This window comes from Cochlodiniinecator piscidefendens, from assembly GCF_011326755.1.
In the GTDB taxonomy this organism is placed as follows: Bacteria; Pseudomonadota; Alphaproteobacteria; order Rhodobacterales; family Rhodobacteraceae; genus Cochlodiniinecator; species Cochlodiniinecator piscidefendens.
This window is the reverse complement of record NZ_JAAOIE010000003.1, coordinates 510399-536218: the sequence shown is the minus strand read 5'-3', so window position 1 is coordinate 536218 and position 25820 is coordinate 510399. Positions and strand designations below refer to the sequence as shown.

The window sequence follows — 25820 nt, the reverse complement described above, 5'->3', positions numbered from 1 at the left end:
TCTGTGATTGCGGTGGAAGACTGCTGCCTTCCGATACAATCCATCTGGGAACACTCATCCTCAACTACAATGCACACATCCGTGACAAGACCGTAACATTCAGTAAAGGACACAACATACTCGCGCAATCATGTCTCCATTTGCTTGCACCTTTTCGTCCTTTGAGCGATGACAAGATGTCAAGAAGGAGATTGATGATGGGTCTACCAGTGCAAACGCAACTCAAATACTGGGGTATCGCTGCGGTACTTTTTTTTGTTGTTCTATGGTTACTGGGAAATGTCATCATGCCATTTCTTTTGGCGGGCGCAGTTGCATATTTCTTAGATCCCGTCGCTGATCGCTTAGAAGCTATGGGGCTTAGCCGCGCCGGTGCAACAACCTTTATCACAGCAATTGCGGTGTTGATTTTTGGCACTTTGGCACTTTGGATCGTTCCGATGTTAATCAATCAAGCCGTCGCTCTTGTTGAAGTTGCCCCAGATTTATTCAGCCAATTGCAAGCGTTTCTAACCGAACGTATTCCTGCGCTGATGGACCAAAATTCGACTTTGAGCCAATCCCTCGCAAGTATTGGGCAAGTCATACAGTCTAAAGGTGGTGCGTTTTTGCAAGGGCTACTGAGTTCTGCCGCTGGAATTATCAACGTTGCGGTTCTTCTTGTGATTGTACCAGTCGTTGCATTTTATCTACTGTTGGACTGGGATCGTATGGTTGCGCAAATCAATGCGCTTCTCCCAAAGGACCATGCGCCAGTTGTTCGTAAAATCGCAAAGGACATCGACCGCACACTCGCCTCGTTCATCCGAGGGCAAGGCACGGTCTGCTTAGTGCTTGGTACATTCTACGCTGTTGCCTTGATGATAATCGGCTTGAATTATGGGCTTGTTGCCGGATTTGTAGCTGGGCTGCTCACTTTCATCCCATATGTTGGTGCTCTGGTCGGTGGTGCTTTGGCAATAGGTCTAGGACTGTTTCAGTTTTGGGGAGAGTGGTGGAGTTTAGGTGCCGTCGCCGCTGTATTTGCATTTGGGCAAGTTATGGAAGGCAACGTATTAACACCAAAACTTGTCGGATCATCTGTAGGCTTACACCCTGTTTGGTTAATCTTTGCACTCTCAGCATTCGGTTCTCTTTTTGGGTTCGTCGGAATGTTGGTGGCTGTTCCTGTCGCCGCATCTATTGGTGTCATTATCCGGCATGTATTATCCTCCTACCAAGACAGCCGGCTGTTCCAAGGCTTCTCAGGTCAATCTGAGGCGGAAGATGGCTGAACAACTTATATTTGATCTCCCCTCAAAGCCTGCGCTTGAACGGGAAGATTTTTTTGTTTCCGATGCCAATGCGCAGGCCGTCGCCGTGTTGGAGAACTGGCATTCTTGGCCCAACCGCAAAATGCTATTGGTTGGTGCTGCCGGCTCAGGCAAAACACATCTGGCCCACGTTTGGGCCGTTGAGGCACGCGCAAAAATTATTTCTGCCACAGAAATTTGCACGCAGGATATCGCAACAATTAGCGCGCAGAATTTGGTCGTTGAAAATACCGATGAAATTGCTGGCCAACCCGAAGCGGAAACAGCGCTCTTTCATTTACACAATCTTCTTTTGGCCAACGGTCATTCGCTGTTGTTGACAGGATCTGGAGACATTCAGACATGGTCACTTGGCTTACCAGACCTGAAAAGCAGATTACTGGGCACTGCTGTAGTGCATCTCCAAGAACCAGATGATGCATTGTTAATGGCGGTAATTCTGAAAGTGTTTAGTGACCGACAAATCAATGTCTCGCCCAGTATGCTCCCTTATGTATTGCGCAGAATTGATCGGAACTTCGCTGCAGTGCATCAGATGGTCGATATGCTCGACAAAGTCGCATTGTCGGAAGGACGCGCAGTAAATCGCGGGTTAGCAAGCGATGTTCTGGACAAAATCACGTCTAAGGGCCCATAAAGTCATAACAGAGACATATTGCGAAGGCATAAGCCCCTTATGACACAGAACAATTTTCTTGAAGCCCCGTTTCCACAACCTATTGAATGTGCCGAAGCTGATATCAGTGGCGCCAAACGTTTCTTTAATCGTGAATTAAGTTGGCTTGCATTCAATTGGCGCGTCTTAGAAGAAGCCTCTAATCCTCGTGTCCCGCTGCTTGAGCGTCTGCGGTTTCTGTCCATTTCCGCAACGAACCTAGATGAATTTTACACGGTTCGCGTTGCAGGCTTACGAGAATTGGCAATTGCGGGCAATTCAACCCCTGCGGCAGACGGGCTTTATCCGGCCCAGCAGCTTTCGCTTATCGACACAGATGCGCGTGCCTTAATGGAACGCCAACAATCTGTCTGGCAAACGCTTCGAGCCGAAATGGAATCTGAAGGGATCGCAATTCTGACCCACAAGAATGTGCAAGAAGCAGATCACGATTTTCTAGAGCAGCATTTTCTCAATCAGGTTTTCCCAGTTCTTTCGCCTTTGGCCATTGATCCCGCACATCCGTTTCCTTTTATTCCAAACACAGGTTTTGCGCTCGCCCTACAGCTTGAACGCAAATCAGACAAAAAACCGCTTCAGGCACTGCTGCCTATTCCGCAGCAAATTGATCGTTTCGTCGCGCTACCAGCCGTCAATGGAAACCAACGCTTCCTCCCTTTGGAGCAATTGCTGCTTTTGTATCTCGAACAATTGTTTCCCGGCTACAAAACAAAAGGGCATTGCGCCTTTCGGGTTTTACGTGACAGCGACCTTGAGGTCGAAGACGAAGCCGAAGATTTAGTGCGTGAATTTGAAGTCGCACTTAAGCGCCGCCGCCGAGGACAGGTGATCCGCATGAAGCTGTCTGCAGGTGCGCCTCCGGGGTTAAGAAAACTGATCATGGACGAGCTTCCCGCCACCGACGAGGAGGTCGTCGATATTGATGGCTTAATTGGCATCGCAGATTTGAAAGACTTGATTTCAGATGATCGGCCCGATCTTCTTTGGCCTAGCTTTACACCACGTGTACCAGAGCGCGTTCAAGACCATGACGGAGACATGTTCGCCGCGATCAGCAAAAAAGATATGTTGCTCCATCATCCCTACGAAACTTTTGACATGGTTGTGCGTTTTTTAACCCAAGCCGCACGCGATCCAAACGTTGTTGCGATCAAACAAACCTTTTACCGAACGTCGCGCAATTCTCCGATTGTTGAAGCACTCTGCGAAGCAGCAGAAAACGGGAAATCTGTAACCGCGCTTGTAGAACTCAAAGCTCGCTTTGACGAAGCTGCCAACATCCGGCAATCACGCCGCTTAGAACGTGCAGGTGCCCATGTCGTATACGGATTTATCCACTATAAAACTCATGCTAAAATTTCAACCGTTGTACGACGTGAAGGCAACCAACTGGTGACCTACACCCACTACGGCACTGGAAATTATCATCCGATCACGGCCCGAATTTACACTGACCTTTCGCTCTTTACCTGCGATGGCCCACTGGGGCGCGATGCGACAAAGGTATTTAATTACCTTTCAGGATACGCCCAACCTGAAAAGTTGGAAAACCTTGCGATTTCACCTTTGACTTTGAAATCAAGCCTCATTGAGATGATCCGTAAAGAATCCAAATTTGCGGAAGAGGGAAAACCTGCTGAAATCTGGGCAAAAATGAATTCCATTGTCGAACCCGATGTTATTGATGCACTGTACGCTGCGAGCCAGAAAGGCGTCAAAATCAGCCTAGTAATTCGTGGAATATGCGGGCTAAGGCCGGGTATCAAAGGCCTGTCGGAAAACATCCGTGTAAAATCAATTGTCGGCCGTTTTCTGGAGCATTCCCGCATTGTTTGCTTTGGCAATGGCCATGGCCTACCCAGCAAAAAGGCACGCGTTTACATTTCGTCAGCCGATTGGATGGGGCGAAATTTAAAACGCCGGGTCGAAACCCTAGTTGAAATCAAAAATGCGACGGTGAAGGCCCAAATTGTATCCCAAGTTATGGCTGCGAACCTTGCGGACGAAGCTCAAACTTGGATTTTGGATGCGCATGGGAAATTTACGCGCCCTGAATTTGACCCCAAAGACCGCCCTTTCAACTGCCACCGATTCTTCATGGAAAACCCATCCCTCTCCGGGCGCGGTTCTGCGGGCGCTTCTGATGTTCCAAAACTGACCCACTCGAACGATTAAGCCCAAATGGGCGCTTCACCAGCAATGGCACGATTATCATGAACGACACCTACGATACATCCGCAGACGACTGGGGGCCTTTTGGTCGCCCTATTTTCGAAGACCCCTCTGCGCGCGCGTTATCACGTGTCGGCGTTTTGGACGTTGGTTCGAACTCTGTCCGAATGGTTGTGTTTGACGGCGCGGCCCGAAGCCCCGCGTATTTTTATAACGAAAAAATCATGTGTGCCTTGGGTGCAGGGTTATCCGAAACAGGGCACCTTAATCCCGTAGGGCGTGAACGTGCCTTATCCGCCATTCGGCGTTTTCAGGCACTCGCACGGGGCATGAACCTTGCGCCGCTATCAGCCGTTGCAACCGCCGCCGTGCGTGAAGCCACAGATGGCCCCGATTTCTGCCAAGAAGTTGAACGCGAAACCGGTCTTAAAATCTACGTCATCGACGGGCTAGAAGAAGCCCGCCTATCTGCCCAAGGGGTGTTGCTAGGATGGCCTACAGCCAAAGGGATGATTTGCGACATTGGCGGTTCATCCATGGAACTCGCTGAAGTTGGTGCAGGCACTGTTGGAAAACGCGTCACATCCGCCCTTGGGCCACTAAAGCTCAAAGATGTCAAAGGTGGGAAAAAGGGGCTAAAGCAACACATTAAAGACGGGATTGACGCCTTATATCAGACCCTACCAACGCAAGAAGAACGACTATTTCTAGTCGGCGGATCGTGGCGTGCTATCGCTCGCTTAGATATGGCCCGACGCAATTATCCGCTAACAGTGCTTCACGAATACCGCATGACACCCAAGTCGGTCATGGCCACGGTCAAATGGATCGCAGAGAATGATCTGGACGAACTACGTGCAATAACCGGAACGTCTTCGGCGCGCATGAAACTCGTTCCTGAAGCGAGCCTTGTGTTAAAGGCGCTTGTTCGAAAATACCGTCCAAAAGATATTGCGGTGTCTTCCTACGGTATCCGCGAAGGACTTCTTTACGAACAAATGCCCGATCGGCTGCGTCGCCGGGATCCTTTGATCGAAGCCTGTCGATTTGCGGAGGCCAAAGACGCCCGCAGCCCAGGATTTGGTAAAGGGTTATACGATTTTCTCAGACCTATCTATAAATCCGCAAATCCAGAACGGTTACGCCTGATCAAAGCAGCCTGCCTCCTACACGACGTAAGCTGGCGCGCCCACCCCGATTATCGGGCGGAAGTTTGTTTTGACAACGCCACACGCGCAAATTTAGGCGGGCTGCGTCATCGCGAACGGGTGTTCCTTGGCCTCGCATTACTACATCGCTACAAAAACAGCCGCGAAGACAGCCGTTTTGAAACCTTATTTGGATTGCTAAGCGATAAAGAAATCCAAGATGCAGAAGCATTGGGAAAGGCCATGCGGTTTGGCGCAATGTTTTCTACAAAAGCTCCGAATGAAATTGCGGATCTTCATTTTTATCCCAAAAAGAAAATTCTGAAACTCACCCTAAAACGCGAAGCTGTCGCGCTGTTTGGTGAAGTTGCACAAGCCCGCTTCGCCTCAATGGCAGAAGCCCTCGGGGCACGGACCGAAATACGGGCCCACTCGAAAACCTAATCGGTTTCAGAGTTCGATTTCATTTCCCTCTGGCGGAACAACGTCATCCATTGGATTGCGGCGACGGATCAAAATATCGCCGTTTTCCAAAACTTCAGGTAAATGATATTGGGTGATATCACCTATCTCATCCTGAAGTTTCAACATGAATGGGATCATACCGTCCGCCAGTTCTTGCATATCTTCCAATGCAGGATCCATTTGCTCGATGAATTCTTGCAACAACAAACGAGCCCCTTCCTCCATGAGGCTTAACCCCTCGGAAGTCTCTGGTTGTGTTTCTTGCGCGAATGCCGATGTTGTCAGTAACACCGCCACAACAGTTGATTTTAATATCTGTGCCATACAGGTAATATAGGCGCCTCTTAAAAATATTTAAGCTTAAATATCAATGTCCATTGTAACAGGAAAATGATCCGACGCCGTTAAAAGCGCATCCCGCAACTTAGGGGTTTGATAACATTGCCGATCATCGAACGGATGCCATATACGCCACTTCGGCGCTTTGCTGCGCAAATCCCCCGATACCATGATATAATCCAACAAAGCCGAAAGGTAACGATCTTCTTGGTGTATGAAAAATCGCGATGTCACAGGCTGCGCCCCTAGGCGTTTTGATAAAACCTGACGCGCATGAGGATCAAACAGGCAATTGTCGCCCTCTTCGCCTAAAACAATTTCAACGCCAGACCGGCCAAATAATTTTTCATATTCATCTAAACCAGGGCCATCATTAAAATCCCCTAGAACGACCAATGACTCTCCAGATTTTAGATGTTCAACAACCCGTTGGCGTAACCAAATGCACTGCGCCAATTGTTTGCGTCGGTTTTCAATCGAAATACGGATCGCATCCTGTTCGTTACGCGCTCCATGCGGGGCCTTGGATTTAATATGCACACCAATCAAGCGCAGCGCATTTCCGCCTTTCGTTTTCAGCGCGACCTCAAGCGGAGGTTTCGAAAAAACCACCTTATCCAGTTTTGCATCTACATTTAGATCAAGCGCATAGCGTGTGTCGAAACGCGGTGCAGGCCCCGTATCACCGCCAATAGGATCGTGCAGCACAGTTAACTTGGCTGGATCGTATAGCAGCGTGATTTCCTGCTGGGTGTCATTTTCAAAACCAATCAATGCCGTGTTTGTTCGTAATCCGAAATGCGCCGCGAACGCTTCGATCGCCTTTTTTCCGTCTCGAATACGGCTGCTGTCTGGGGCTTCGATCACCATGATCGCATCTGCATTGATCGCCTCGAAAACAACGCCCAATGCGGCTGTTTGCTCCGCTCGGGTGACGTCTCGCCGTTTGGACCAGCCGCCGTCATTTAACAAAACACCGTCGTCATCGAATAGGCTGTTGAACCATTCAACATTATAGGTCGCGATCCGCATTATCCGTGTGCCTGCTGAATTTCTTCCCACGCTTGATTAATCGCTATCATACGCCCCTCAGCTAGTTTTATCGCCTCTTCGGGCACGCCGCGCGCCATAACCTGATCCGGATGGTGGGTGCGCACAAGCTGTCGCCAAGCACGTCGGATATCAGCCATGTCCATATCCGACGTCACACCAAGGACGTCATAGGGATTGGGGGCAGCGTCAGGAACAAATCGCGTGCGCAGGCTTCGGAAGGTTGTCTCCTCCATTCCGAAAATACCAGCAACTTTATGTACGAATTCATCTTCATTCGGATGATATTCACCATCCGCGAGTGCGATATGGAATAACCCTTCGATAAGATAGCAAAGCGTGTCGTCTTGGCTCTGAAACATCTTGCGGATGCGTTCAGCATATTCTTCAAAACCCGCAACATCTTGGCGTGCCATATTAAAGACGCGCGCCGCATTGTCTTCGTCTTCTTTGGCGATCTGAAATACTTCGCGAAAGGCCGTAACTTCGTCTCGGGTCACGTGCCCATCCGCCTTCGCCATTTTGGCACCAAGCGCAATGACTGCAATTGTAAAGGCAACCGAACGCTCCGGCGGGGTGCGCAAACGCTCTAAGACTTCATTCAGCCCTTCACCACTGGCGAGCGCTGAGATGGCATCGCCGATGCGTGTCCAAATCGACATATTCTGGTCCTTTTAAACCAATTCGCTACAGTCAGTGACGGATCAAAGCTGCTTTTGCAACAGTACGAGATCCATCCACCGATCAAATTTGCGTCCGACTTCTGGCAGACGCGCCACCTCAATATAACCAAGTGCCTTGTGAAACCCAATGCCCGCATCGTTTTCAGCACTAACGCCCGCCAACATGCTGTGAACATCATTCGAGCGAGCATGGTTTTCAAGTGCCTGCATCAAGTGACGACCTATACCAAGGCCGTGCGCCCTTTCGTCTAGATAAATCGTGTGTTCCATCGAATGCGCATAACCAATGCCACCACGAAATTGGCCATAGGTGCCAAACCCCAAAACGATCCCATTTTCGTCAGCCACAAAGAAACCGTGGGAACGATCAGATTTTTCACGAATGGCCTGCTTGATTTCCGTCTCTGATTTTTCTTGGCTGTTAAACGTCGCGATACTGTTTGAAATGATGTGGTTCCAAATTTTGCAAATTGGGGCCGCATCTCGAAATTCAGCAGGCCTGATCATGTTAAAGTCCGATATCCATTTGGGGTCTTCATATGAGCTTTGATGCCCGCATCCCCAGTTTCAAAATGCACACGGGGATCCAATTCATTGGGAAGCATCAGCCGCAATTTTTCAATCTCTGGATGACTTAAAACCAACGCTTCTAGCCCACATCCCGAAGGTTGCAAATGTTGCGATGGGTGCCCCCCACTTTGCCATTCAAGTGCAGCAGGATGCAAACCACCAAACGGTAGTTTTCCGTTATCCGGCACCGCCATAGACCAGCTGAGCGTCCCGCGTTGAAGCGCAACAGGCCGACCAAATTCGGGGAAGTTTTCAGTTAGAGAAACAATATTTGAACTGACCACAATCCAATTGGCCAGCCGAGGTGGCCCCGTGAAATCGTCCAAGTCAAACCAGCGGCTCCGCGCCGGCGGCAGCGCATCAGGATCAACAGCTATCACTTCGAGGTACAGACCATTTTGCAAACCCAACAAACGGTTGTGGGTCCCCATTGCAGCATGTTTTCCCCCAGCGGCCATTGAAACGCCCAGCACATCTTCAACGTAAGCGACCCCGTCGGCCAGATTGGTTGCTGCAATAGCAATGTGATCAATGTGTAACATACTCATCCTCACGGTTTCGACCGACCATACTATAGGAAACATTGCACGCAAGTACGCTGTTTTCAAAATGAGAAACCCGCACAAAAGCGCGGGTTTTTATAAGTCATATCACTTGTTTTAGTCGCTTCTTATTTAGCGCTTTGGATCAATTTCAGGATATCCTGTGCGGCATCAGGAATGTTTGTGCCGGGACCAAAGATGGCTTTTACGCCCGCGTTATACAAAAATTCATAATCCTGCTGCGGGATCACACCACCACAAATCACGATGATATCCCCCGCACCCGCTGCGTTCAACGCTTCGACCAGTTTGGGCGCAAGCGTTTTGTGACCCGCAGCCTGAGAGCTGATCCCGATGATGTGCACGTCATTATCGATTGCATCTTGAGCCGCTTCTTCGGGTGTTTGGAACAGCGGGCCAACATCGACATCAAAACCAATATCAGCAAAGGCCGTCGCAATCACTTTTGCACCGCGATCGTGTCCATCTTGGCCCATTTTCACAACCAACATCCGTGGGCGGCGGCCTTCTTCTTCTGCAAAGTCTTCGACAGATTTCTGAATTGCTGCAAACCCTTCGTCGCCCTCGTAGGCTGCACCGTATACACCGGCAAGCGTTTTAACTTCGGCACGGTGACGACCAAATGAGTTTTCCATAGCCATACTAATCTCTCCTACAGTCGCACGGGTGCGCGCCGCATTAATTGCCGCCTCCAACAAATTTCCGCCTTCTTCGGCAATGCGGCTAAGTTCGGCTAATGCTGCATCACAGGCGGATTGATCGCGGGTCGCGCGAATTTGATCTAGGCGCGCGACTTGGGCTTCACGAACTGCAACATTGTCCACATCGAGAATATCAATTGGGTCTTGCTTTTCGAGTTTGTATTTGTTGACGCCAACAACGACTTCGTCGCCTTTATCAACCATGGCCTGACGGCGCGCTGCAGATTCCTCAATGCGGAGTTTAGGCATGCCGGAATTCACCGCTTTGGTCATTCCGCCCATTTCTTCGACTTCTTCCATCAAAGCCCAAGCTTTATCCGCCAATTCTTGTGTCAGGCTTTCAACATAGTAAGACCCGGCAAGTGGATCGACCACATTGGTAACTCCGGTTTCTTCTTGGAGGATCAGCTGCGTATTGCGTGCAATCCGCGCAGAAAAGTCTGTCGGCAATGCGATCGCTTCGTCCAAGGCGTTGGTGTGCAAAGACTGCGTTCCACCAAGCGCGGCTGACATTGCCTCATAGGCTGTGCGGATAACGTTGTTATAGGGGTCCTGTTCCTGAAGGCTAACCCCTGATGTTTGACAGTGTGTCCGCAGCATCATCGATTTTTCAAGCTTCGGTTCAAATTCTGTCATGACGCGGTGCCACAGCAAACGCGCTGCGCGCAATTTGGCCGCTTCCATAAAGAAATTCATCCCAATCGCGAAGAAGAAGCTCAACCGACCAGCAAACTTATCCACATCCATACCGCGATCTAACGCAGCACGCACATATTCCCGACCATCAGCAAGCGTATAAGCCAACTCTTGAACGAGGTTCGCACCCGCCTCTTGCATGTGGTAGCCAGAGATAGAAATCGAATTGAACTTTGGCATCTCATTCGATGTATATTCGATAATATCCGCAATGATCCGCATCGATGGCTCAGGTGGATACACATAGGTATTGCGCACCATAAACTCTTTCAAAATGTCGTTTTGAATCGTACCGGCCAAAAGCGCACGATCATGGCCTTGTTCTTCGCCTGCAACGATGAAGCTGGCTAAGATTGGAATGACAGCACCGTTCATTGTCATCGACACGGACACTTTGTCCAATGGGATACCATCAAAGAGGATTTTCATATCCTCAACAGAGTCAATTGCAACGCCGGCCTTGCCGACATCCCCAACAACGCGCGGATGGTCACTGTCATAGCCGCGGTGCGTCGCCAGATCGAATGCAACCGAAACACCCTGTTGGCCTGCAGCCAAATTCCGGCGATAGAATGCGTTAGATTCTTCGGCTGTAGAAAAACCCGCATATTGGCGAATTGTCCAAGGACGGCCAGCATACATCGTCGCCTTTACACCACGTGTATATGGGGCTTCGCCCGCAATCGTACCAAGATGATCGACGTTTTCAAGATCATCTTCGGTGTAGATTGGCTTAACTGGGATGTCTTCAAGCGTATTCCAAGTCAAATCATCGAGAGGACGACCGCGCAGTTCTTTCTCTGCAAGTGCATCCCATTGTTGTTTTTTCGTGGTCATATCTTGTCCTTCTCAACTGGCCGACCACACAGAAGGGCCAAGACCGCCTGCGTGCCAGAAGGCAGCGCCATAGCGCTAAAGCCTTCTGCATTGGAATTTTTGGATTTTTTCGGGCGACACCCCTTAGAATTGGTGCCGAATGTGTTTATCTTGATCGCAGAAGGAGTCCCTATGAAACAGCTCTGCTTTGCTTTTGCTCTCATCTTTGCGCCGCTCAGCGTGGCCGCCCAAGAAGAGGCGTTCACGACGTTCAACGCCTCTGAAATCACAGAGGAGCAATTCCTTTGGATCGCGCGACCTATTGTTGTCTTTGCCGATACCGAAGCTGATCCTCGCTTTGCCCAACAACTGGCATTGCTCGAAGCGCAATATGATGAGTTATTAGAACGAGATGTCATCATCATCACGGACACAGACCCGAGCGAACCATCCGCCTTGCGCGAACAATTGCGCCCACGTGGGTTTGCAATGATATTAATGGCCAAAGACGGCACGGTCATTTTGCGTAAGCCATTCCCATGGAACGTCCGGGAAATCTCACGGACAATCGACAAACAACCGCTGCGCCAGTTCGAAATAGAAGACCGTCGAGGCAACGCAGACTGATCACATAAATCAAGCCAGCAGAGCCTTTCATCCTTCGAATTTTCTTTTGGTTGGGTCAACACATCGTCCGCCGTTCGTGAACCCCAGACGAGGCAGTCACTCTGCCCCGTCTGGGATAGCATTGGGATCTATTCGAATTCCATGATCACTTCGTCCACAGCGAGGCTATCGCCCGCTGCGGCATTAATCTTAGAAACGACGCCTTTCTTTTCAGCGCGTAAGATATTTTCCATTTTCATAGCTTCAATCGTACACAAAGATTGGCCTTCTTGGACTTCGTCGCCGACCTCGACATTCAAGGTCACAACTAAGCCAGGCATCGGGCACAGCAGCATTTTTGACGTATCTGGCGGCAGTTTTTCCGGCATCAATTTCGCAAGCTCGGCCTGACGTGGGGTGCGCACGTGGACCTTCAGGTCAGCGCCACGGCTGCGAATGCGGAAACCATTTGGGATTTTGCCTGTTTTCAAAACAAGCGGGCTTCCATCGACAGACATCGTTGCAAGGCTATCACCCGGCGTCCAATCTGATGAAACCCGGTGCGTACGGCCATCATCAAAATAAACGGTGGACCCGTCTTGATCGGCTTCAATCGTAACGTGATATTCTTGATCTTGCAGGCTAACGACCCACTCGCCGCCTACTTTGCGTTCATGATTGTCCATACGACCAGACACGCGAGTACGGCGAATTTCAGCAACGCGGTACATCGCAGCGGCCGAGGCCGCGATGCGTTTCAGAGCATCTTCGTCAAGCGCGACACCTTCGAACCCATCAGGATATTCCTCACCAATAAACGCAGTGGTCATTTCGCCAGACGTGAATTTGGGATGGTCCATAACCGCGCTCAGGAAAGGCAGGTTATGCCCGATCCCTTCGACCTCAAAGCTGTCCAAGGCGTTGCGCATACCTTCAATCGCTTCGGCACGGGTTGGCGCCCATGTGCAGAGTTTCGCAATCATAGGATCGTAATACATTGAAATTTCGCCGCCATCAAAAACACCGGTATCGTTACGCACCGCAAGCGTATCTGTCGCAATTTCCTCAGGTGGACGATACGTCGTCAAACGGCCAATAGATGGCAGGAAGTTACGATATGGGTCTTCAGCATACAGGCGGCTTTCGATCGCCCAGCCGTTCAACTTCACGTCGTCTTGGGTAATGGTCAGTTTTTCGCCATTTGCAACGCGGATCATTTGTTCGACCAAATCAACATCGGTGATCAATTCGGTAACCGGGTGTTCCACCTGCAAACGCGTGTTCATCTCAAGGAAGTAGAAGTTTTTGCTGCCATCGACGATAAATTCAACCGTGCCTGCGCTTGTATAACCAACAGCTTGGGCCAAAGCGACGGCCTGCTCGCCCATTGCTTTGCGAGTGGCTTCGTCAAGAAATGGCGACGGAGCCTCTTCGATGACTTTTTGATTACGCCGCTGAATAGAACATTCGCGCTCGCCCAAATACACCGCATTGCCGTGCGCATCCGCAAGAACCTGAATTTCGATGTGGCGAGGTTGTGTGACAAATTTTTCAATAAAGATACGATCATCGCCAAAGCTGTTGGCCGCTTCGTTCTTTGATGATTGAAACCCTTCGCGAGCCTCTTCATCGTTCCAAGCGATGCGCATTCCTTTACCACCGCCACCAGCAGAAGCTTTGATCATCACCGGATAACCGACTTGATTGGAAATTTTCACCGCATCGTCAGCGTCGTCAATCAACCCCATATAACCGGGCACAGTTGAAACATCGGCCTCTTGGGCGATTTTCTTTGAGGTGATTTTATCGCCCATGCTTTCGATTGCACCCACTGGCGGCCCGATAAAGGCGACATTCTCAGCAGCAAGTGCCTCTGCGAATTTCGAATTCTCAGACAGAAAACCATACCCCGGATGCACAGCCTCAGCCCCCGTTTGGCGAACGGCTTCCATCACCTTTTCAATCACAATGTAGGATTGGTTGGCAGCAGGAGGGCCAATATGAACGGCCTCATCAGCCATTTTAACATGCAGTGCGTTTCGATCAGCATCCGAATAGATTGCAACCGTTTTGATACCCATACGTTGGGCGGATTTGATAACCCGGCAGGCAATTTCGCCTCGGTTCGCAATCAGGATCTTTTTGAACATTTTGACCTCTTCCCTTAGTTCTTAAGCGCGCACAGCCGTGGCATGCAGCACCATCATTTTCATTTGCAGCCCATGCCAAATTGCACGGCTCATTTTCTTTGGATAGCAATCACGTTGGCGTGAGCGCATGCGCTCGTTCACAGCGAAGCAACGTTCGCGTGAAACACGTCTACGTGAGGTTTTCTTGATCGCGTTTACTGTCACTCTAGACATATCCCAGATGCCGGACTTGGCCGCACTGATTAGGAAAAAACACTTATGCGCATTTCCTTCATCCCGAACCCACCGATGCAGCTTCCAGGAATATACGCGGCTTTGTTTTGGAAAAGCGGACAAGCAAGAAAGCGACGCGTTATCGCGTTTCTTAAGAAAACCTCTGCTTTGAGCATGAATAGCTTCACTCTGTTTCGCAAGCATGTCGCTGGAACAGATCACTTTCAGACATTTGCTCAGATACGAACCTGACGATGTCTGTTGGGCAGGGCGTACAGTGCGGCGCCCTGCCCGTTTAATCTTAGTTACAGAGATTAACGTCGTCGCAAAGTGCGCCAGCACCCGCACCAATAAGCGCGCCGGTCGCCAGATCGCCATCGATAACTTGTGAGACAACGGCCCCCGCAGCGGCCCCTGCGGCAGCTCGTTCAAGATCGTTGTCCAAACACCCTGAAAGAAGTATCGCCGCGGTCGCAATAAGTGCGATGAATTTGATTTGCATATGCCTGTGCCTCTGATGTCGTTTCTACGAACGTTGAAAAATAGAGCCACAAGGGAGGAACTAGAAAATTCCCCCGATCTTAAACACATGTTTTCAAATCGGGGGAGAGGGGAAGGGTAACAATTGTGACTACCAACCACAGATTGCTGCATAGCATCGCCTTTTGCCAAGCGACGTTTACCACCAGCCAAAGACTGGGCACAAACATGCCGGAAAAAAGAGGTCATGCGCAGCATCATGCCGATTAGCCCTCACCAAATACGTCTGGGAAAGACGCGCGTGCGCGTGACACATTGATCTGCAACACGGTTTCATAGCTTTCGGCTTCGAACGGATCATCCAGAGTGACGACTTCGCGCTCAAACAACCAGGACAACCGGCCCGCATCCAAATTTCCGCGTTCAAACGGTTCTTCGCCGAAATGTTCCCACAGGGCCTTCATGAAGCCAGTGTCAGCACGGCGATCGGCAGGGCGACGATCAGCATAACGTTCGCGACGAATAAGAGCGGTTGCACCCTTTTTGTTGTCGCGTCGAATTGTAAATTGGTAATCTGTTCCAGTTAAACGGCTTGGAAAGCCTCTGTGCTTTAGCATGGGGTCGCTCCTGTAAATTCAGCTTTACAAGTTGTATTAGCGATACTGCGCCCTACACGCGACCCGAATTGATAAATCACCTCAGACTGAGGGATCATCAGGAAAAGCGGGGCAGCCCTAAGCCGCCCCAGCTTAATCTTAGTATTTGTTGAGAACCGGCTCGATGATGACAGGCTCTTCAATATACACGATTTCTTCTTCGACTGGTTTGGAACATGCTGAAACAACAAGCGCCAGACCGAGTACTGCAAAAGCTTTGATGCTGAAAGACATCCTACTCTCCTAATTGAATTGAATACGGGCTGACCCCGTTTCTCAGTGGTTTGAATCGTGCAAGCACAACCCGCAAAGACCTTAACGGAATTTAGGAACTTTGCATAGTTCGCGGCAGAAACCGGCGCATCACCGCTTAGGCATCCGTCAAAAATCGTTTTACCACCCTGACATAGCGCAACATATTGTGGCAGCATCAAAAATCCCCCCACATGCAGGTGGCATTTTCGACAGTGTATGCTTCGAAAAACTGTGTCGCATCAGCGTCCGTCACACCGAACGGAATGAATCGGTCTGACATCGACACAATAATATTTTCTGGATGGGGAATCTGCGCCTGTGCCAAATAAACGTTACACAGATCCTCCATATCCTCCAATACATCGTCAACTCGCGCATCAAAAACTGAGCCATCCATGTATCTTAGGCGATGGGTAGATCCGCCGTTTTCATGTAGAACCTCAATGAGCTCCGCCTGCGTCAATTCCACTTCGTCACTGGCCCACAACATAGCAGGCAATAGCAAACACGCTATTCCCATCAACGTTGAAAATTTCTGGAGCCCAGTCATCAGTTTCCTTGCCTCAATATAGTGGTGGGTCAGGTTTTGAGGGGTGAAATCGTCACCCCTCAAAAGGTCAAAGTGGAATGTTGTCGTGCTTTTTCCACGGATTTTTCAACTGTTTGTTGCGCAGGCTTGCAAAGGCCCGCGCCACCCGGCGTCGGGTTGAACGAGGTTGAATAACCTCATCGATGAACCCTTTTTCAGCCGCAACAAACGGATTGGCAAAGCGATCTTCGTAGTCCGCAGCGCGCTGCGCAATTTTGTCTGGATCACTGAGCTCAGAGCGATACAAAATCTCGGTCGCACCTTTTGCTCCCATAACGGCGATTTCCGCAGTCGGCCAGGCGTAGTTAAAATCACCGCGCAGGTGTTTAGACGCCATAACGTCATAAGCACCACCGTAGGCTTTTCGTGTAATCACCGTCACCTTTGGCACTGTTGCTTCGCCATAGGCAAACAGCAATTTTGCACCGTGCTTGATCACACCACCGTACTCTTGGCTTGTTCCAGGCAAGAAGCCAGGCACATCGACCAAAGTCAGGATCGGAATTTCGAACGCATCGCAAAACCTAACAAACCGTGCCGCTTTGCGTGAACTGTCGATATCCAAGCACCCAGCCAGAACCATCGGTTGGTTTGCAACCACACCAACAGTTGACCCTTCAAGACGCACAAAACCCGTTAGAATATTCTTCGCGAAGTCTTCTTGAATCTCGTAAAAATCGCCTTCGTCCGCAAGCTTATGAATAAGCTCTTTCATGTCGTAAGGGGTGTTAGCGTTGTCAGGGATCAACGTATCTAAACTACGCTCAACCCGGGCTGGATCATCAAAGAACGGACGAACTGGAGGTTTTTCGCGATTGTTTAGCGGCAGGAAGTCAACCAAACGACGCACTTCGGTTAAGGCTTCGACATCGTTTTCGAATGCACCATCTGCCACAGATGATTTTTTGGTATGCGTTGACGCCCCGCCCAACTCTTCGGCCGTCACGACCTCATTGGTAACAGTTTTCACAACATCTGGCCCAGTCACGAACATATACGATGTATCTTTAACCATGAAGATAAAGTCAGTCATCGCCGGGCTATACACAGCACCGCCCGCACATGGCCCCATAATCACTGAAATCTGTGGAACAACGCCTGATGCCATAATGTTGCGCTGAAACACCTCAGCGTAGCCCGCCAAAGATGCAACACCCTCTTGGATACGGGCACCACCTGAATCGTTGATCCCAATAACAGGCGCACCATTTTGGATCGCCATATCCTGAATTTTGCAAATCTTTTGCGCATGTGTCTCTGAAAGAGAACCGCCAAATACTGTAAAGTCCTGCGAAAACACATAGACCATACGCCCATTAATCGTGCCCCATCCAGTGATCACACCATCGCCGGCTGGGCGATCTTTCTCCATTCCGAACTCGGTACAGCGGTGGGCAACGAACATATCGAATTCTTCGAAGCTGCCCTCATCCAGCAGCAATTCAATTCGTTCACGGGCGGTCAGTTTACCCTTGGCATGTTGCGCTGCAATCCGGCGCTCGCCACCACCCAATCGTGCAGTTTCGCGGCGTGCTTCGAGTTCTTCAAATATATCTTTCATGGGCGTTGTCCCCTTTGGCTTTTCGGCAAACTATACAAACTATCTACAATCACAAAGCTGAGTTTGGAAAATTTGCAAACTATTATTCACAATCTCCGTGCAAATTGAATAATTGCAAATACACACATCATCATTCGACTTACGTTCCGCTCTACGTGCGATTGTGTCGTGACAATAAAATCATAGACAAGCCTGCACGTGACTCTTACTGGTTAACAATGTCAACAAATACGCAACCAAAGTACCTTCATCCAAGCTCCCCTCCACACATAACAACTCTTGTTTTGCTGTCGGGCCTGTCAGCCTTGTCGATGAATATCTTCCTACCGTCCCTGCCGAATATGGCGGAATATTTTGACGCCGATTACGGAACAATACAGCTTTCGGTTGCGCTCTATCTCGCCTTTAACGCTGCGCTGCAACTTATTGTTGGCCCATTGTCTGACCGCTTTGGTCGCCGCCCTGTCATCCTTTGGGGTAATTTAATCTTTCTCGCGGTTACACTTGGCTGTCTCTTTGCGTCGACCGTTGAAACATTTTTGTTCTTTCGTATGGCGCAGGCCGTTATCGTCACGGGAATGGTTTTAAGCCGTGCTGTCGTCAGAGACATGGTATCGGATGATCAAGCAGCCTCAAAAATCGCCTATGTCACGATGGGCATGGCGATTGTGCCAATGATCAGCCCCGCAATTGGTGGGATTTTAGACAGCCTGTGGGGATGGAAAGCTAATTTTTGGATGCTGTTCATTATGGGGGCACTTACAGCATGGGTGTGCTGGAAAGACTTGGGCGAGACCCATCGCCCCAAGCCAAATGCAAGCCTCGTACGTCAATTTACGGACTATCCTGAACTTCTCAAATCGCCCCGGTTTTGGGGATACGCACTGACGTCGGCCTTCACCTCGGGGGCCTTCTTTGCCTACCTCGGCGGTGCACCTTTTGTTGGGGATAAACTGTATCACATGGCGCCACACACCTTGGGAATCTTTTTTGGGGCTCCTGCGATTGGCTATCTATGCGGCAACTTCATCTCTGGTCGGTTTTCCGTCCGCGTCGGCATAAACCGCATGGTGACGGTTGGCGCTCTTGTTAACATGGTTGGCGTTGGAATTTCCCTGAGTTTGTTTTTGGCGGGTCTCGGTTCTGAATATGTCTTTTTTGGCTTCATGACCTGTGTCGGTGTGGGCAATGGCATGGTGATCCCCAACGCGACAGCAGGCGCACTTTCTGTTCGCCCACACCTAGCGGGAACAGCATCAGGCCTTTCTGGCGCGATCATGATTGGTGGCGGCGCAGCACTTTCCGCACTTTCCGGCGCATTGCTCACGCACGAAACCGGTGCCTTTCCACTCCTGTGGATCATGTTCCTCACATCCGCGGCTGGGCTTGCATCCATCATTATGGTGGTCCGCAGGGAGCGGACTGTCTTTGCATCCGACGAAAGCAATTCGTCCGAGCAAAGGTTGCAAAGTCGATAAAAACCTGTGCTAACCTGCAAACTCCCACAATACGGAGAGCAGCCTTGGCCACGCAAAAACTATACGCAGGAGTAAAACTTCGTGAAACCCGTACGCGACTCGGCCTAACGCAAAAAAACTTTGCGGAAAAACTGGGGGTTTCCCTGCCCTACCTTAATCAAATGGAAAACAACAATCGCCCTATTTCAACCGGGGTGATGTTGGCGATGGTTCAGGAATTCGGTTTCGACGTTGGGGAGTTATCGACGGGGGATGCCGAACGTATGGTCACGGACATGCGCGAAGCTTTGGCCGACCCTGTGTTTTCCGATGGCACTCCGCCTTTGGCTGATCTTCGCTTGGCCGCCTCGAATGCGCCAGCACTTGCGCGGGCGTTTTTGGATTTGCACCGCGCCTATCGCCAATCGCACGAAAGACTGGCATCACTTGATGAAGTGCTGGGCCGCGAAGACAGCCGCGTCAGCGCTAGCCCCTGGGAGGAAGTCAGAGACTTTTTCCATTACTGCGACAACTATATTGATGCCGTAGATCGCGCGGCAGAACACTTCGCAACAGGCGCCACGGATGGTATTTTTGCAGCGGTCAAAGCTGAACTACGTAACAAAGGTATCACTGTTCAGTTTAGCGACGACCAGACGCTTCGTGGCTTTGAGACAGAAACAGCGACATTAACGCTGTCGCGGCGGGCGCACCCCTCAACCCAGAGCTTCCAACTCTTGCATCAGTTTGCCCTCCTTTCCCACAATCAGCTGCTCGAAGCCACGCTCGACTTTGCGCGTTTCAAATCAGACACAGCGCGCGCAATTGCTAAGATTGGGCTCGCCAATTACTTTGCCGGCGCTGCACTGCTACCTTATAAGAAATTCCTTCGCGCAGCCCAAGATAGTCGCCATGATCTTGAGCGCCTATCCGATATGTTCGGGGCTTCCATTGAACAAGTCGCACATCGGCTTTCCACATTGCAACGACCGGGGGCCAAAGGTGTTCCGTTCTTTTTCGTGCGGGTGGATCAGGCTGGCACGATCACCAAACGCCACTCAGCCACCCGGTTGCAATTTGCCCGCTTCGGCGGGGCATGTCCGCTATGGAATGTGCATCGCGCTTTTGAAACGCCGGGGCGGTTTTTGCGACAAATGGCGAAAACACCGGATGGGGTGCGCTATTTCTGCCTCGCACGGGATGTGTCAAAATCGGGCGGATCGTTTGATGCACCTGTGCGGCGGTACGCGATTGGGCTGGGGTGTGAAGTCAAACATGCGGATGCACTGATTTACGCAGACGGGTTTGCAACCCGCAGTGATGACGCCTTTGAACCGATTGGCATTTCCTGCCGCATTTGCGAACGCAAAAACTGCCACCAAAGGTCGGTTCCACCGCTGGAACGCAACCTGCGTGTCGATCACGACAATCGCGGCGTACTGCCCTATGTGATTGACTGACTTGCCGCACCCGATTTTGCCTGTATCATGCGGAAAATTTGAGCAGGTATTTTGACAGAGTAATCCATGACAGAACCGCAAACGCAGGCGCGCAATTGGGTGTGGCGATCCACACCTGACAGCTTAAAGAAGGGCCAAGTTTCCGTGCTTGCCTGCGTGGAAACTGCATTGGCGACAATCGTCGGCCTTTACCTCGCCTTTGCATGGAACTTCACCTATTTTCTGTTCACCAGTCTGATCCTGACCTTCCTCGTCAACCTACGCAGCCCACAGTCTGTTGCCTTAGGGCTGAAGTGGTTTGAGGCTTATATCAGCTCATCACAGCAGCCATTCAATCTCGCCGAAGTCCCCAATTTCTTAATATCTTTTTGTACGGGATCTTTAATATATTATTACTACTTTATCAGCGTGCCTGATGCTGAGTTCTGGATAGTATTTTATGCTCTATTGTTGTTCTCCCTGCCAGTGCTTGCAGCCCAGATGGTTACCGCAGTGTCACCAGGGGTTGTACCTGCAATTAGCTCGACGTTGGGCGCATTGGCCGTGTTTCTTTGCACTTTTGATTATACGGTTAGTTTTCAGGCATTGTTCACGTCAATCCCAGTGCTGTTTGTTACAGTAATTCCTCTAGGAATCGCATTGATCGCCCTTGGAATAAGATTTTTTGCAACACTTCGCTATGCGCATATAGGAGTATGGCGATTTTCCCAAAACTGGCGCAACTTTGCTCTTCGACTGGACATCATTGCAGAAGTGGAACTTATCCCCGGCATATCAAGCCCGAGCCATCTCAAAGACGCCTCCTACAACCCCAATTTTTTCTACTCGTCCGGACTACAACGCATGAGGAAGCCAACGAACAACACTGCTGCAGTTTCTTTGCGCAACTTTTATCTCTACATCTTCTTCATCCTACCCACATACATCTACCGCCTGATCCTCAAATCTTCATTCTGGATGTATTTCCCTATCCTCTGGCTTGCCCATGCACCGGTTCATATGCGGGCAGATGGGGGCGGGTTGATTTGGGATAAATCCCATGGGCGCAGCGTGGGGGACAAGCTTGCGCTTGTCTCTTCCTTGGGTGTCATTATCTGGTCTTTGTGGAGCCTTTGGAACCATGATAGCTACACCGCCGCGCAAGCTTGGGCTGATCGGCATGAGGGTTTGTCGGGCCAATATCTTTTCATCTTGGGGTTTGAATGGGGGCAATTAGGGTTTTGGCAATGGCCCTCTTTCATTGCGGCCTCTCTGGCCTTTGTCATTTTGTTTTGGTCGAGTGAATTACAGCGCCGCTCCGTCAATTGGCCGGATTTTCACCCGTCCCGCTTTACCCTGCGTCTGATGTATGTGGTGAATAAATTCAAGAACGGGCTCACGATTATTGTGGTCGCCGGGGGCATTTTCACCGTGCTTTATTATCTTTATGACACTTGCACCCTGCCCCCGCCGGTACAAATCCTGATTGCCTATGTCACCCAAGCCCCCGAAAGTTGCAGCTGATGCGCTGGTTATTTGTCCTTATCCTGATCTTCGTCGGTTACGCCGCAATGTCCGGCACGGCAGAGCGGTGGGTGATATATCCGCTTGACCCGACCGAAGTCTCCCCCGTTGACGCCGGTGTTCCAGCGATGGAGGTTCAGACCCTTTCTACTACGGACGGGGAAACTTTGGTGTTATGGGTCGGCCCCCCCCGCCCCGGAAAGCCCGTCATTGTGTATTTCCAAGGCAACGCCGGAAACCTCGCCATACGTGCGCCAAGGTTTCGTGCATTTATGGATCGCGGGTACGGGGTTATTGGCTTTGCCTATCGCGGATCATCCGGCAGCACTGGCAGCCCATCGCAAACGCATATCGAAACTGATATTGATGATTTTCTCGCGACTCTCACCACGCGTATTGATACATCTGGCGGCGTCATTTTCTACGGCGAAAGTATTGGAACCGGTGCCGCAATTTACGCAGCAATGCAATATAATGCGCAGGCCCTCGTGTTAGAGGCCCCCTTTACGTCAATTCCTGCATTGCTTGAAACGCACTACCCGCAATTCGCCAGCGCCGGGCCGTTGCTAGAAAACCAATGGCCGAGCCTCGAACGTATTGCCGAACTGCGGACCCCGTTACTGATTTTGCATGGCACACATGATACGTTGATCCCGCACTCGATGGCTGAGGAGTTGCTCACCGCAAGCCCTGCATCCGATAAAGCCCTGTTTTCCGTGCAAGGCGCAGGGCATACAAATGTTTGGCAATCGAACGCCCAAGCAACCCTTTACCGATTTCTAAATCGGTTCTAAGCATAAAGAAACAAACCGGAGGTTTTCATGGAACTCAACGCCAGCCGTGTCATCAACGCAAGCCGCGCCGATGTCTGGACACACCTCAACAGTGCCGAAACGCTCGCGGCATGTATTCCCGGCTGCGAAGAACTTACAGGATCACCCGAAGACGGGTTTGAGGCAACGGTCAAACAAAAGGTTGGCCCCGTGAAAGCAACCTTCAAAGGCGGCGTTACCCTATCCGATATCGTTCCCGAAGAAAGTTACTTGATCAAAGGTGAAGGCAAAGGCGGAGTCGCAGGTTTTGCCAAGGGGCAAGCAAAAGTCTGGCTTACAGATCATGAAGACGGCACCGAGCTTCATTACGAAGTCGAAGCCAAAGTTGGTGGTAAGATCGCCCAACTTGGATCAAGATTAATTGACGGGTTTGCCAGAAAAATGGCCGACCAGTTTTTCGAGCGCTTTCAAAATATCCTTGAGGGCACAACAGAAACCGAAAGCTAAAATTGAGGGCCAAGGGAATTGGACACACCATTGGCCCTATATGCCACCACAGAAGAAAGTGACGCAAACACTGAGGTGGCACATTAGACTGTTTGGGAAGACAGCCTAATTGCTTATGCGCTCAAAAGGCGCGCAATTTCATCTTTTAAAACCATCCGCTTTTTCCGCATTTCAGCCATATGAGCATCATCTGTGGGCTCAACGTCGGTTTCGGCACGATGCACATCGCGATTTAAAGTGTGGTACTCTTCTGACAACTTCACAAAATGCGCGTCAGATTGTTTGAGAGCACTTATCTTATCGGCATACTCGGGAAATTCTTCGTGAAGTTCATGAGGGGTGTGGGCCATGTGCCATTCCTTTATGTATCCTGTTGCCGACACTTTACCCCACTATCAAGCGCCCCACTTTGATACTGATCAATTTCCATCTTGAAACTAGCCTCAGCTGTCAGTTCTCCAGATCAGGAACCTCACCCAGCCGCACGAGAAAGTTTGGCTCCCCCACTTCGTCCGAAGTGAGATCTTCGACCAACGAGTATGCATCAGCTCCGACATACTGCTGGGCCGCGAAAACCCGTTGCGCCCGATCCTCTGCCTGAGCAGCAGTGGTATATTGAAAGGTATTAGCAACAACCAAGGCGTCAGGTTTTCCGCGCCCAGAAGGTTTCTTTTCGTACATCTGGCAGATGTAGTGTGTCTTTGTTTGAGCGTCAGTATCGTGATGCATGATTTTTCTCACTAAAAGTAACATCAAATAGATACGAACAAAAAGAGAACAAATCAATAAGGTTTTCAGGAAAAACTATAACCAAACCTATGAATGTCTTCCGAACAGCATTGTTCAACAATGGTCATCGTCGCCGTGCTGTAGTAAAGTCTATAATCCTGATTACGTGTTGATTTATTTTCAGTTGGCAAAGAACCCAATGAAAATCCCAAATGCTTTTCAAGACGAACAATGTCTTCGGCATGGTGTTCTAGCCGAACAAAGTGATCGCATTGCTCAACGTCATTTTGATCTTTCATATAGTGTGATGCATTTCCTGCTAACATGGCCCTTTGCGTACCATTGTCTTTTATAAACGCATCAAACTCACATGATTTTGCCAACGACACAGCAGGATGGGCAAAATTTTGGTTCTTAAGCCAATGATAGTAACTCACCATCCTGTCCCAAGGATTACGCACCATAGTGAACGTGAAATAATTCTCGATTTCTTCTTGTGTGACTAAGCCATAGATATCGCGCATGCGAGAATGTTTCCACAATCGCCCTGATGCCTGCTGCTCCGAAAGCCGACCACGCCTTCTCTTCGCCTTGGGTGTATCGCCAAGCATCATGTCATCTTTCATCGCCCGCGCTTCAAGCGCTAGCGCCATGGATGTCCCACCAGTTTTCGGGATATGAATGAAAATATACTTTCGGCCGTGGGAGATGATCATATCTGCATCATATTCCCTCAAGCGCCTATTGGCGAGCGTGTCCGCAACACGATAATCACACCCGAAAGAATAATCGCTGAAATACCCAACACGGACTGCGCCGAAATTGCGATCCCCCAAAACAACACACCAAAAATTGGGGCGAATACTAAGAAAGAATATTCAAAAATTGAAACCGATGAAGCTTCGCCGTTTTTGTAAGCCCATGTCACCAGCCAAACGGCGGCAATTGATCCAACGGCTTGCAAAAAGCAGATACTTAAAAACACCACCGTTGGCGCAGCCCAGGACCGCGTCAAATAGGGGTCGATGTTTGCGGGCATTTCGAAGACCTGCGCAGCGATCAAACCAATCGCTCCGAACACAGCCAGAACACAAAACACACCAAGAACAATGGAGATATTGTTTTCTTGCGCACACCATTGTCGGGTTGCAACCATTGCCAGCCCATAGAACAATCCTGCCAAGCACGGGATGAGGGACAACGCCGAGAGCTCTGAAGGGTCGGGATTTAGCACGATAATAACTCCTCCAAAACCAGATATTAGGGCTAAAATCCGCCAGATCCCCACGGGCGCGCCAAAAAACATTACTGAAATCAACAAGACGAAAAACGGTGACGTGAATAAGCCTGCCCCAGCTTGAGAAAGCGGTAAAAAACCCAAGGACCCAAAATATATCACTAAGCCAAGCGCATGTATCACACTGCGCAAAACCAACGCCCCCCATCTGTGAGGTGTCAAATCTTGCCGCGTTATTATTGCCAATGCAAAAAGCAACGGGATTGCCATAGCACTGCGGATCAAATGAAACTGCCACAGACCGCCATCTTCGGCCAATCGCGCTATAAAGTTATCCACAATTGCCAAAAGAGCCATTGCAACCACAATAGCGAAACTTGCTTTGGCTGTCTGATACTCGCTGCCTGGATCGCTCATTGCACTTACCTTGTCGTTTTTCCGTTTTCAAATCC

26 protein-coding genes are annotated in these 25820 nt (G+C 50.1%); 10 read left to right on the top strand and 16 right to left on the bottom strand.

Going from position 1 to position 25820, the window contains the following annotated elements; translation table 11 throughout:
- Positions 1–197 precede the first annotated feature (197 nt).
- Genes G9C99_RS11520 through G9C99_RS11505 form a run of 4 tightly spaced genes read left to right on the top strand, consistent with a single transcriptional unit; the run spans position 198 to position 5753 of the window.
- A complete protein-coding gene (locus G9C99_RS11520) occupies positions 198–1274 on the top strand; it encodes an AI-2E family transporter (protein WP_166417662.1) in 1077 nt (358 codons plus the stop codon).
- Complete coding sequence (locus G9C99_RS11515) at positions 1267–1950, top strand: P-loop NTPase family protein (RefSeq protein ID WP_166417622.1); 684 nt, start codon at positions 1267–1269, stop codon at positions 1948–1950. Before G9C99_RS11520 ends, G9C99_RS11515 begins: the two co-directional genes overlap by 8 nt.
- 39 nt (positions 1951–1989) lie before the next feature.
- Entirely contained in the window at positions 1990–4164 is a 2175-nt protein-coding gene (locus G9C99_RS11510) for an RNA degradosome polyphosphate kinase (RefSeq protein WP_166417621.1), read from the top strand.
- A 38-nt stretch (positions 4165–4202) separates the two neighbouring features.
- Complete coding sequence (locus G9C99_RS11505) at positions 4203–5753, top strand: Ppx/GppA family phosphatase (protein WP_166417620.1); 1551 nt, start codon at positions 4203–4205, stop codon at positions 5751–5753.
- 6 nt (positions 5754–5759) lie between these two features.
- Here G9C99_RS11505 and G9C99_RS11500 read toward each other — a convergent pair whose 3' ends face one another.
- The 6 genes from G9C99_RS11500 to scpA form a co-directional block, all read right to left on the bottom strand.
- Entirely contained in the window at positions 5760–6098 is a 339-nt protein-coding gene (locus tag G9C99_RS11500) for a hypothetical protein (protein WP_166417619.1), read from the bottom strand.
- A gap of 36 nt (positions 6099–6134) precedes the next feature.
- Positions 6135–7145, bottom strand: a complete 1011-nt coding sequence (locus tag G9C99_RS11495; protein WP_166417618.1) for an endonuclease/exonuclease/phosphatase family protein — start codon at positions 7143–7145, stop codon at positions 6135–6137.
- Positions 7145–7825, bottom strand: coding sequence for a molecular chaperone DjiA (locus tag G9C99_RS11490; RefSeq protein WP_166417617.1), 681 nt, complete (start codon positions 7823–7825; stop codon positions 7145–7147). Before G9C99_RS11490 ends, G9C99_RS11495 begins: the two co-directional genes overlap by 1 nt.
- Before the next feature lie 42 nt (positions 7826–7867).
- Positions 7868–8353: a GNAT family N-acetyltransferase gene (locus G9C99_RS11485; RefSeq protein ID WP_166417616.1), complete on the bottom strand. Its 486-nt coding sequence runs from the start codon at positions 8351–8353 to the stop codon at positions 7868–7870.
- Entirely contained in the window at positions 8350–8958 is a 609-nt protein-coding gene (locus G9C99_RS11480; RefSeq protein WP_166417615.1) for a VOC family protein, read from the bottom strand. Before G9C99_RS11480 ends, G9C99_RS11485 begins: the two co-directional genes overlap by 4 nt.
- Positions 8959–9086: 128 nt before the next feature.
- Entirely contained in the window at positions 9087–11213 is a 2127-nt protein-coding gene (gene scpA, locus G9C99_RS11475; protein WP_166417614.1) for a methylmalonyl-CoA mutase, read from the bottom strand.
- A gap of 171 nt (positions 11214–11384) precedes the next feature.
- On the opposite strand from scpA, the gene G9C99_RS11470 reads away from it, so the two are divergent.
- Positions 11385–11819: a DUF4174 domain-containing protein gene (locus G9C99_RS11470; protein WP_166417613.1), complete on the top strand. Its 435-nt coding sequence runs from the start codon at positions 11385–11387 to the stop codon at positions 11817–11819.
- 128 nt (positions 11820–11947) lie between these two features.
- Here the strand turns inward: G9C99_RS11470 and G9C99_RS11465 are convergent, their stop codons facing one another.
- The 6 genes from G9C99_RS11465 to G9C99_RS11445 all read right to left on the bottom strand — a co-directional run bounded on the left by G9C99_RS11465 (position 11948) and on the right by G9C99_RS11445 (position 17702).
- Entirely contained in the window at positions 11948–13948 is a 2001-nt protein-coding gene (locus G9C99_RS11465) for an acetyl-CoA carboxylase biotin carboxylase subunit (RefSeq protein WP_166417612.1), read from the bottom strand.
- Positions 13949–14462: 514 nt separating this feature from the next.
- A complete protein-coding gene (locus G9C99_RS11460; protein WP_166417611.1) occupies positions 14463–14663 on the bottom strand; it encodes a YMGG-like glycine zipper-containing protein in 201 nt (66 codons plus the stop codon).
- Between the two features lie 244 nt (positions 14664–14907).
- Complete coding sequence (locus tag G9C99_RS11455; protein ID WP_166417610.1) at positions 14908–15258, bottom strand: hypothetical protein; 351 nt, start codon at positions 15256–15258, stop codon at positions 14908–14910.
- Positions 15259–15396: 138 nt separating this feature from the next.
- Positions 15397–15531 (bottom strand): hypothetical protein, encoded by a 135-nt coding sequence (locus G9C99_RS18600; protein ID WP_269434821.1) that lies wholly within the window; start codon positions 15529–15531, stop codon positions 15397–15399.
- A gap of 196 nt (positions 15532–15727) precedes the next feature.
- Positions 15728–16102 carry a DUF6497 family protein gene (locus tag G9C99_RS11450; protein ID WP_166417609.1) on the bottom strand — a complete coding sequence of 125 codons (375 nt, stop codon included), beginning with the start codon at positions 16100–16102 and terminating at the stop codon, positions 15728–15730.
- A gap of 67 nt (positions 16103–16169) precedes the next feature.
- A complete protein-coding gene (locus tag G9C99_RS11445) occupies positions 16170–17702 on the bottom strand; it encodes an acyl-CoA carboxylase subunit beta (RefSeq protein WP_166417608.1) in 1533 nt (510 codons plus the stop codon).
- Positions 17703–17920: 218 nt separating this feature from the next.
- Here G9C99_RS11445 and G9C99_RS11440 point away from each other — a divergent pair, with 218 nt between their 5' ends.
- The 5 genes from G9C99_RS11440 (at position 17921) to G9C99_RS11420 (ending at position 23402) form a co-directional block, all read left to right on the top strand.
- Positions 17921–19180 (top strand): multidrug effflux MFS transporter, encoded by a 1260-nt coding sequence (locus G9C99_RS11440; RefSeq protein ID WP_166417607.1) that lies wholly within the window; start codon positions 17921–17923, stop codon positions 19178–19180.
- 44 nt (positions 19181–19224) lie between these two features.
- Complete coding sequence (locus G9C99_RS11435) at positions 19225–20619, top strand: helix-turn-helix domain-containing protein (protein ID WP_166417606.1); 1395 nt, start codon at positions 19225–19227, stop codon at positions 20617–20619.
- 66 nt (positions 20620–20685) lie between these two features.
- Positions 20686–22122 carry a hypothetical protein gene (locus G9C99_RS11430; RefSeq protein ID WP_166417605.1) on the top strand — a complete coding sequence of 479 codons (1437 nt, stop codon included), beginning with the start codon at positions 20686–20688 and terminating at the stop codon, positions 22120–22122.
- Complete coding sequence (locus G9C99_RS11425) at positions 22122–22916, top strand: alpha/beta hydrolase (RefSeq protein ID WP_166417604.1); 795 nt, start codon at positions 22122–22124, stop codon at positions 22914–22916. Before G9C99_RS11430 ends, G9C99_RS11425 begins: the two co-directional genes overlap by 1 nt.
- Before the next feature lie 27 nt (positions 22917–22943).
- A complete protein-coding gene (locus G9C99_RS11420) occupies positions 22944–23402 on the top strand; it encodes a CoxG family protein (RefSeq protein ID WP_166417603.1) in 459 nt (152 codons plus the stop codon).
- Between the two features lie 113 nt (positions 23403–23515).
- Here G9C99_RS11420 and G9C99_RS11415 read toward each other — a convergent pair whose 3' ends face one another.
- The 4 genes from G9C99_RS11415 to G9C99_RS11400 form a co-directional block, all read right to left on the bottom strand.
- Positions 23516–23752 carry a YdcH family protein gene (locus G9C99_RS11415; protein ID WP_166417602.1) on the bottom strand — a complete coding sequence of 79 codons (237 nt, stop codon included), beginning with the start codon at positions 23750–23752 and terminating at the stop codon, positions 23516–23518.
- Positions 23753–23852: 100 nt separating this feature from the next.
- The gene (locus tag G9C99_RS11410; protein WP_166417601.1) at positions 23853–24131 is read right to left on the bottom strand and encodes a hypothetical protein; all 279 of its coding nucleotides are present in this window, start codon (positions 24129–24131) and stop codon (positions 23853–23855) included.
- Positions 24132–24196: 65 nt separating this feature from the next.
- Positions 24197–24868 carry a sulfotransferase family 2 domain-containing protein gene (locus G9C99_RS11405; RefSeq protein ID WP_331459996.1) on the bottom strand — a complete coding sequence of 224 codons (672 nt, stop codon included), beginning with the start codon at positions 24866–24868 and terminating at the stop codon, positions 24197–24199.
- On the bottom strand, positions 24865–25785 hold the full coding sequence (locus G9C99_RS11400; RefSeq protein ID WP_166417600.1) for a DMT family transporter: 921 nt from the start codon (positions 25783–25785) through the stop codon (positions 24865–24867). Before G9C99_RS11400 ends, G9C99_RS11405 begins: the two co-directional genes overlap by 4 nt.
- Between the last annotated feature and the right edge of the window lie 35 nt (positions 25786–25820).

Bases quoted from the DNA above. Each gene is read 5' to 3' on its own strand.
- G9C99_RS11485 (WP_166417616.1), bottom strand. From the start codon at position 8,353: ATGATCAGGCCTGCTGAATTTCGAGATGCGGCCCCAATTTGCAAAATT.
- G9C99_RS18600 (WP_269434821.1), bottom strand. From the start codon at position 15,531: ATGTCTTTCAGCATCAAAGCTTTTGCAGTACTCGGTCTGGCGCTTGTT.
- G9C99_RS11520 (WP_166417662.1), top strand. From the start codon at position 198: ATGGGTCTACCAGTGCAAACGCAACTCAAATACTGGGGTATCGCTGCG.
- G9C99_RS11505 (WP_166417620.1), top strand. From the start codon at position 4,203: ATGAACGACACCTACGATACATCCGCAGACGACTGGGGGCCTTTTGGT.
- G9C99_RS11480 (WP_166417615.1), bottom strand. From the start codon at position 8,958: ATGTTACACATTGATCACATTGCTATTGCAGCAACCAATCTGGCCGAC.
- G9C99_RS11450 (WP_166417609.1), bottom strand. From the start codon at position 16,102: ATGACTGGGCTCCAGAAATTTTCAACGTTGATGGGAATAGCGTGTTTG.
- G9C99_RS11410 (WP_166417601.1), bottom strand. From the start codon at position 24,131: ATGCATCACGATACTGACGCTCAAACAAAGACACACTACATCTGCCAG.
- G9C99_RS11500 (WP_166417619.1), bottom strand. From the start codon at position 6,098: ATGGCACAGATATTAAAATCAACTGTTGTGGCGGTGTTACTGACAACA.
- G9C99_RS11465 (WP_166417612.1), bottom strand. From the start codon at position 13,948: ATGTTCAAAAAGATCCTGATTGCGAACCGAGGCGAAATTGCCTGCCGG.
- G9C99_RS11445 (WP_166417608.1), bottom strand. From the start codon at position 17,702: ATGAAAGATATATTTGAAGAACTCGAAGCACGCCGCGAAACTGCACGA.
- G9C99_RS11515 (WP_166417622.1), top strand. From the start codon at position 1,267: ATGGCTGAACAACTTATATTTGATCTCCCCTCAAAGCCTGCGCTTGAA.
- G9C99_RS11430 (WP_166417605.1), top strand. From the start codon at position 20,686: ATGACAGAACCGCAAACGCAGGCGCGCAATTGGGTGTGGCGATCCACA.
- G9C99_RS11490 (WP_166417617.1), bottom strand. From the start codon at position 7,825: ATGTCGATTTGGACACGCATCGGCGATGCCATCTCAGCGCTCGCCAGT.
- G9C99_RS11510 (WP_166417621.1), top strand. From the start codon at position 1,990: ATGACACAGAACAATTTTCTTGAAGCCCCGTTTCCACAACCTATTGAA.
- G9C99_RS11400 (WP_166417600.1), bottom strand. From the start codon at position 25,785: ATGAGCGATCCAGGCAGCGAGTATCAGACAGCCAAAGCAAGTTTCGCT.
- G9C99_RS11470 (WP_166417613.1), top strand. From the start codon at position 11,385: ATGAAACAGCTCTGCTTTGCTTTTGCTCTCATCTTTGCGCCGCTCAGC.
- G9C99_RS11440 (WP_166417607.1), top strand. From the start codon at position 17,921: ATGTCAACAAATACGCAACCAAAGTACCTTCATCCAAGCTCCCCTCCA.
- G9C99_RS11460 (WP_166417611.1), bottom strand. From the start codon at position 14,663: ATGCAAATCAAATTCATCGCACTTATTGCGACCGCGGCGATACTTCTT.
- G9C99_RS11415 (WP_166417602.1), bottom strand. From the start codon at position 23,752: ATGGCCCACACCCCTCATGAACTTCACGAAGAATTTCCCGAGTATGCC.
- G9C99_RS11425 (WP_166417604.1), top strand. From the start codon at position 22,122: ATGCGCTGGTTATTTGTCCTTATCCTGATCTTCGTCGGTTACGCCGCA.
- G9C99_RS11420 (WP_166417603.1), top strand. From the start codon at position 22,944: ATGGAACTCAACGCCAGCCGTGTCATCAACGCAAGCCGCGCCGATGTC.
- G9C99_RS11455 (WP_166417610.1), bottom strand. From the start codon at position 15,258: ATGCTAAAGCACAGAGGCTTTCCAAGCCGTTTAACTGGAACAGATTAC.
- scpA (WP_166417614.1), bottom strand. From the start codon at position 11,213: ATGACCACGAAAAAACAACAATGGGATGCACTTGCAGAGAAAGAACTG.
- G9C99_RS11495 (WP_166417618.1), bottom strand. From the start codon at position 7,145: ATGCGGATCGCGACCTATAATGTTGAATGGTTCAACAGCCTATTCGAT.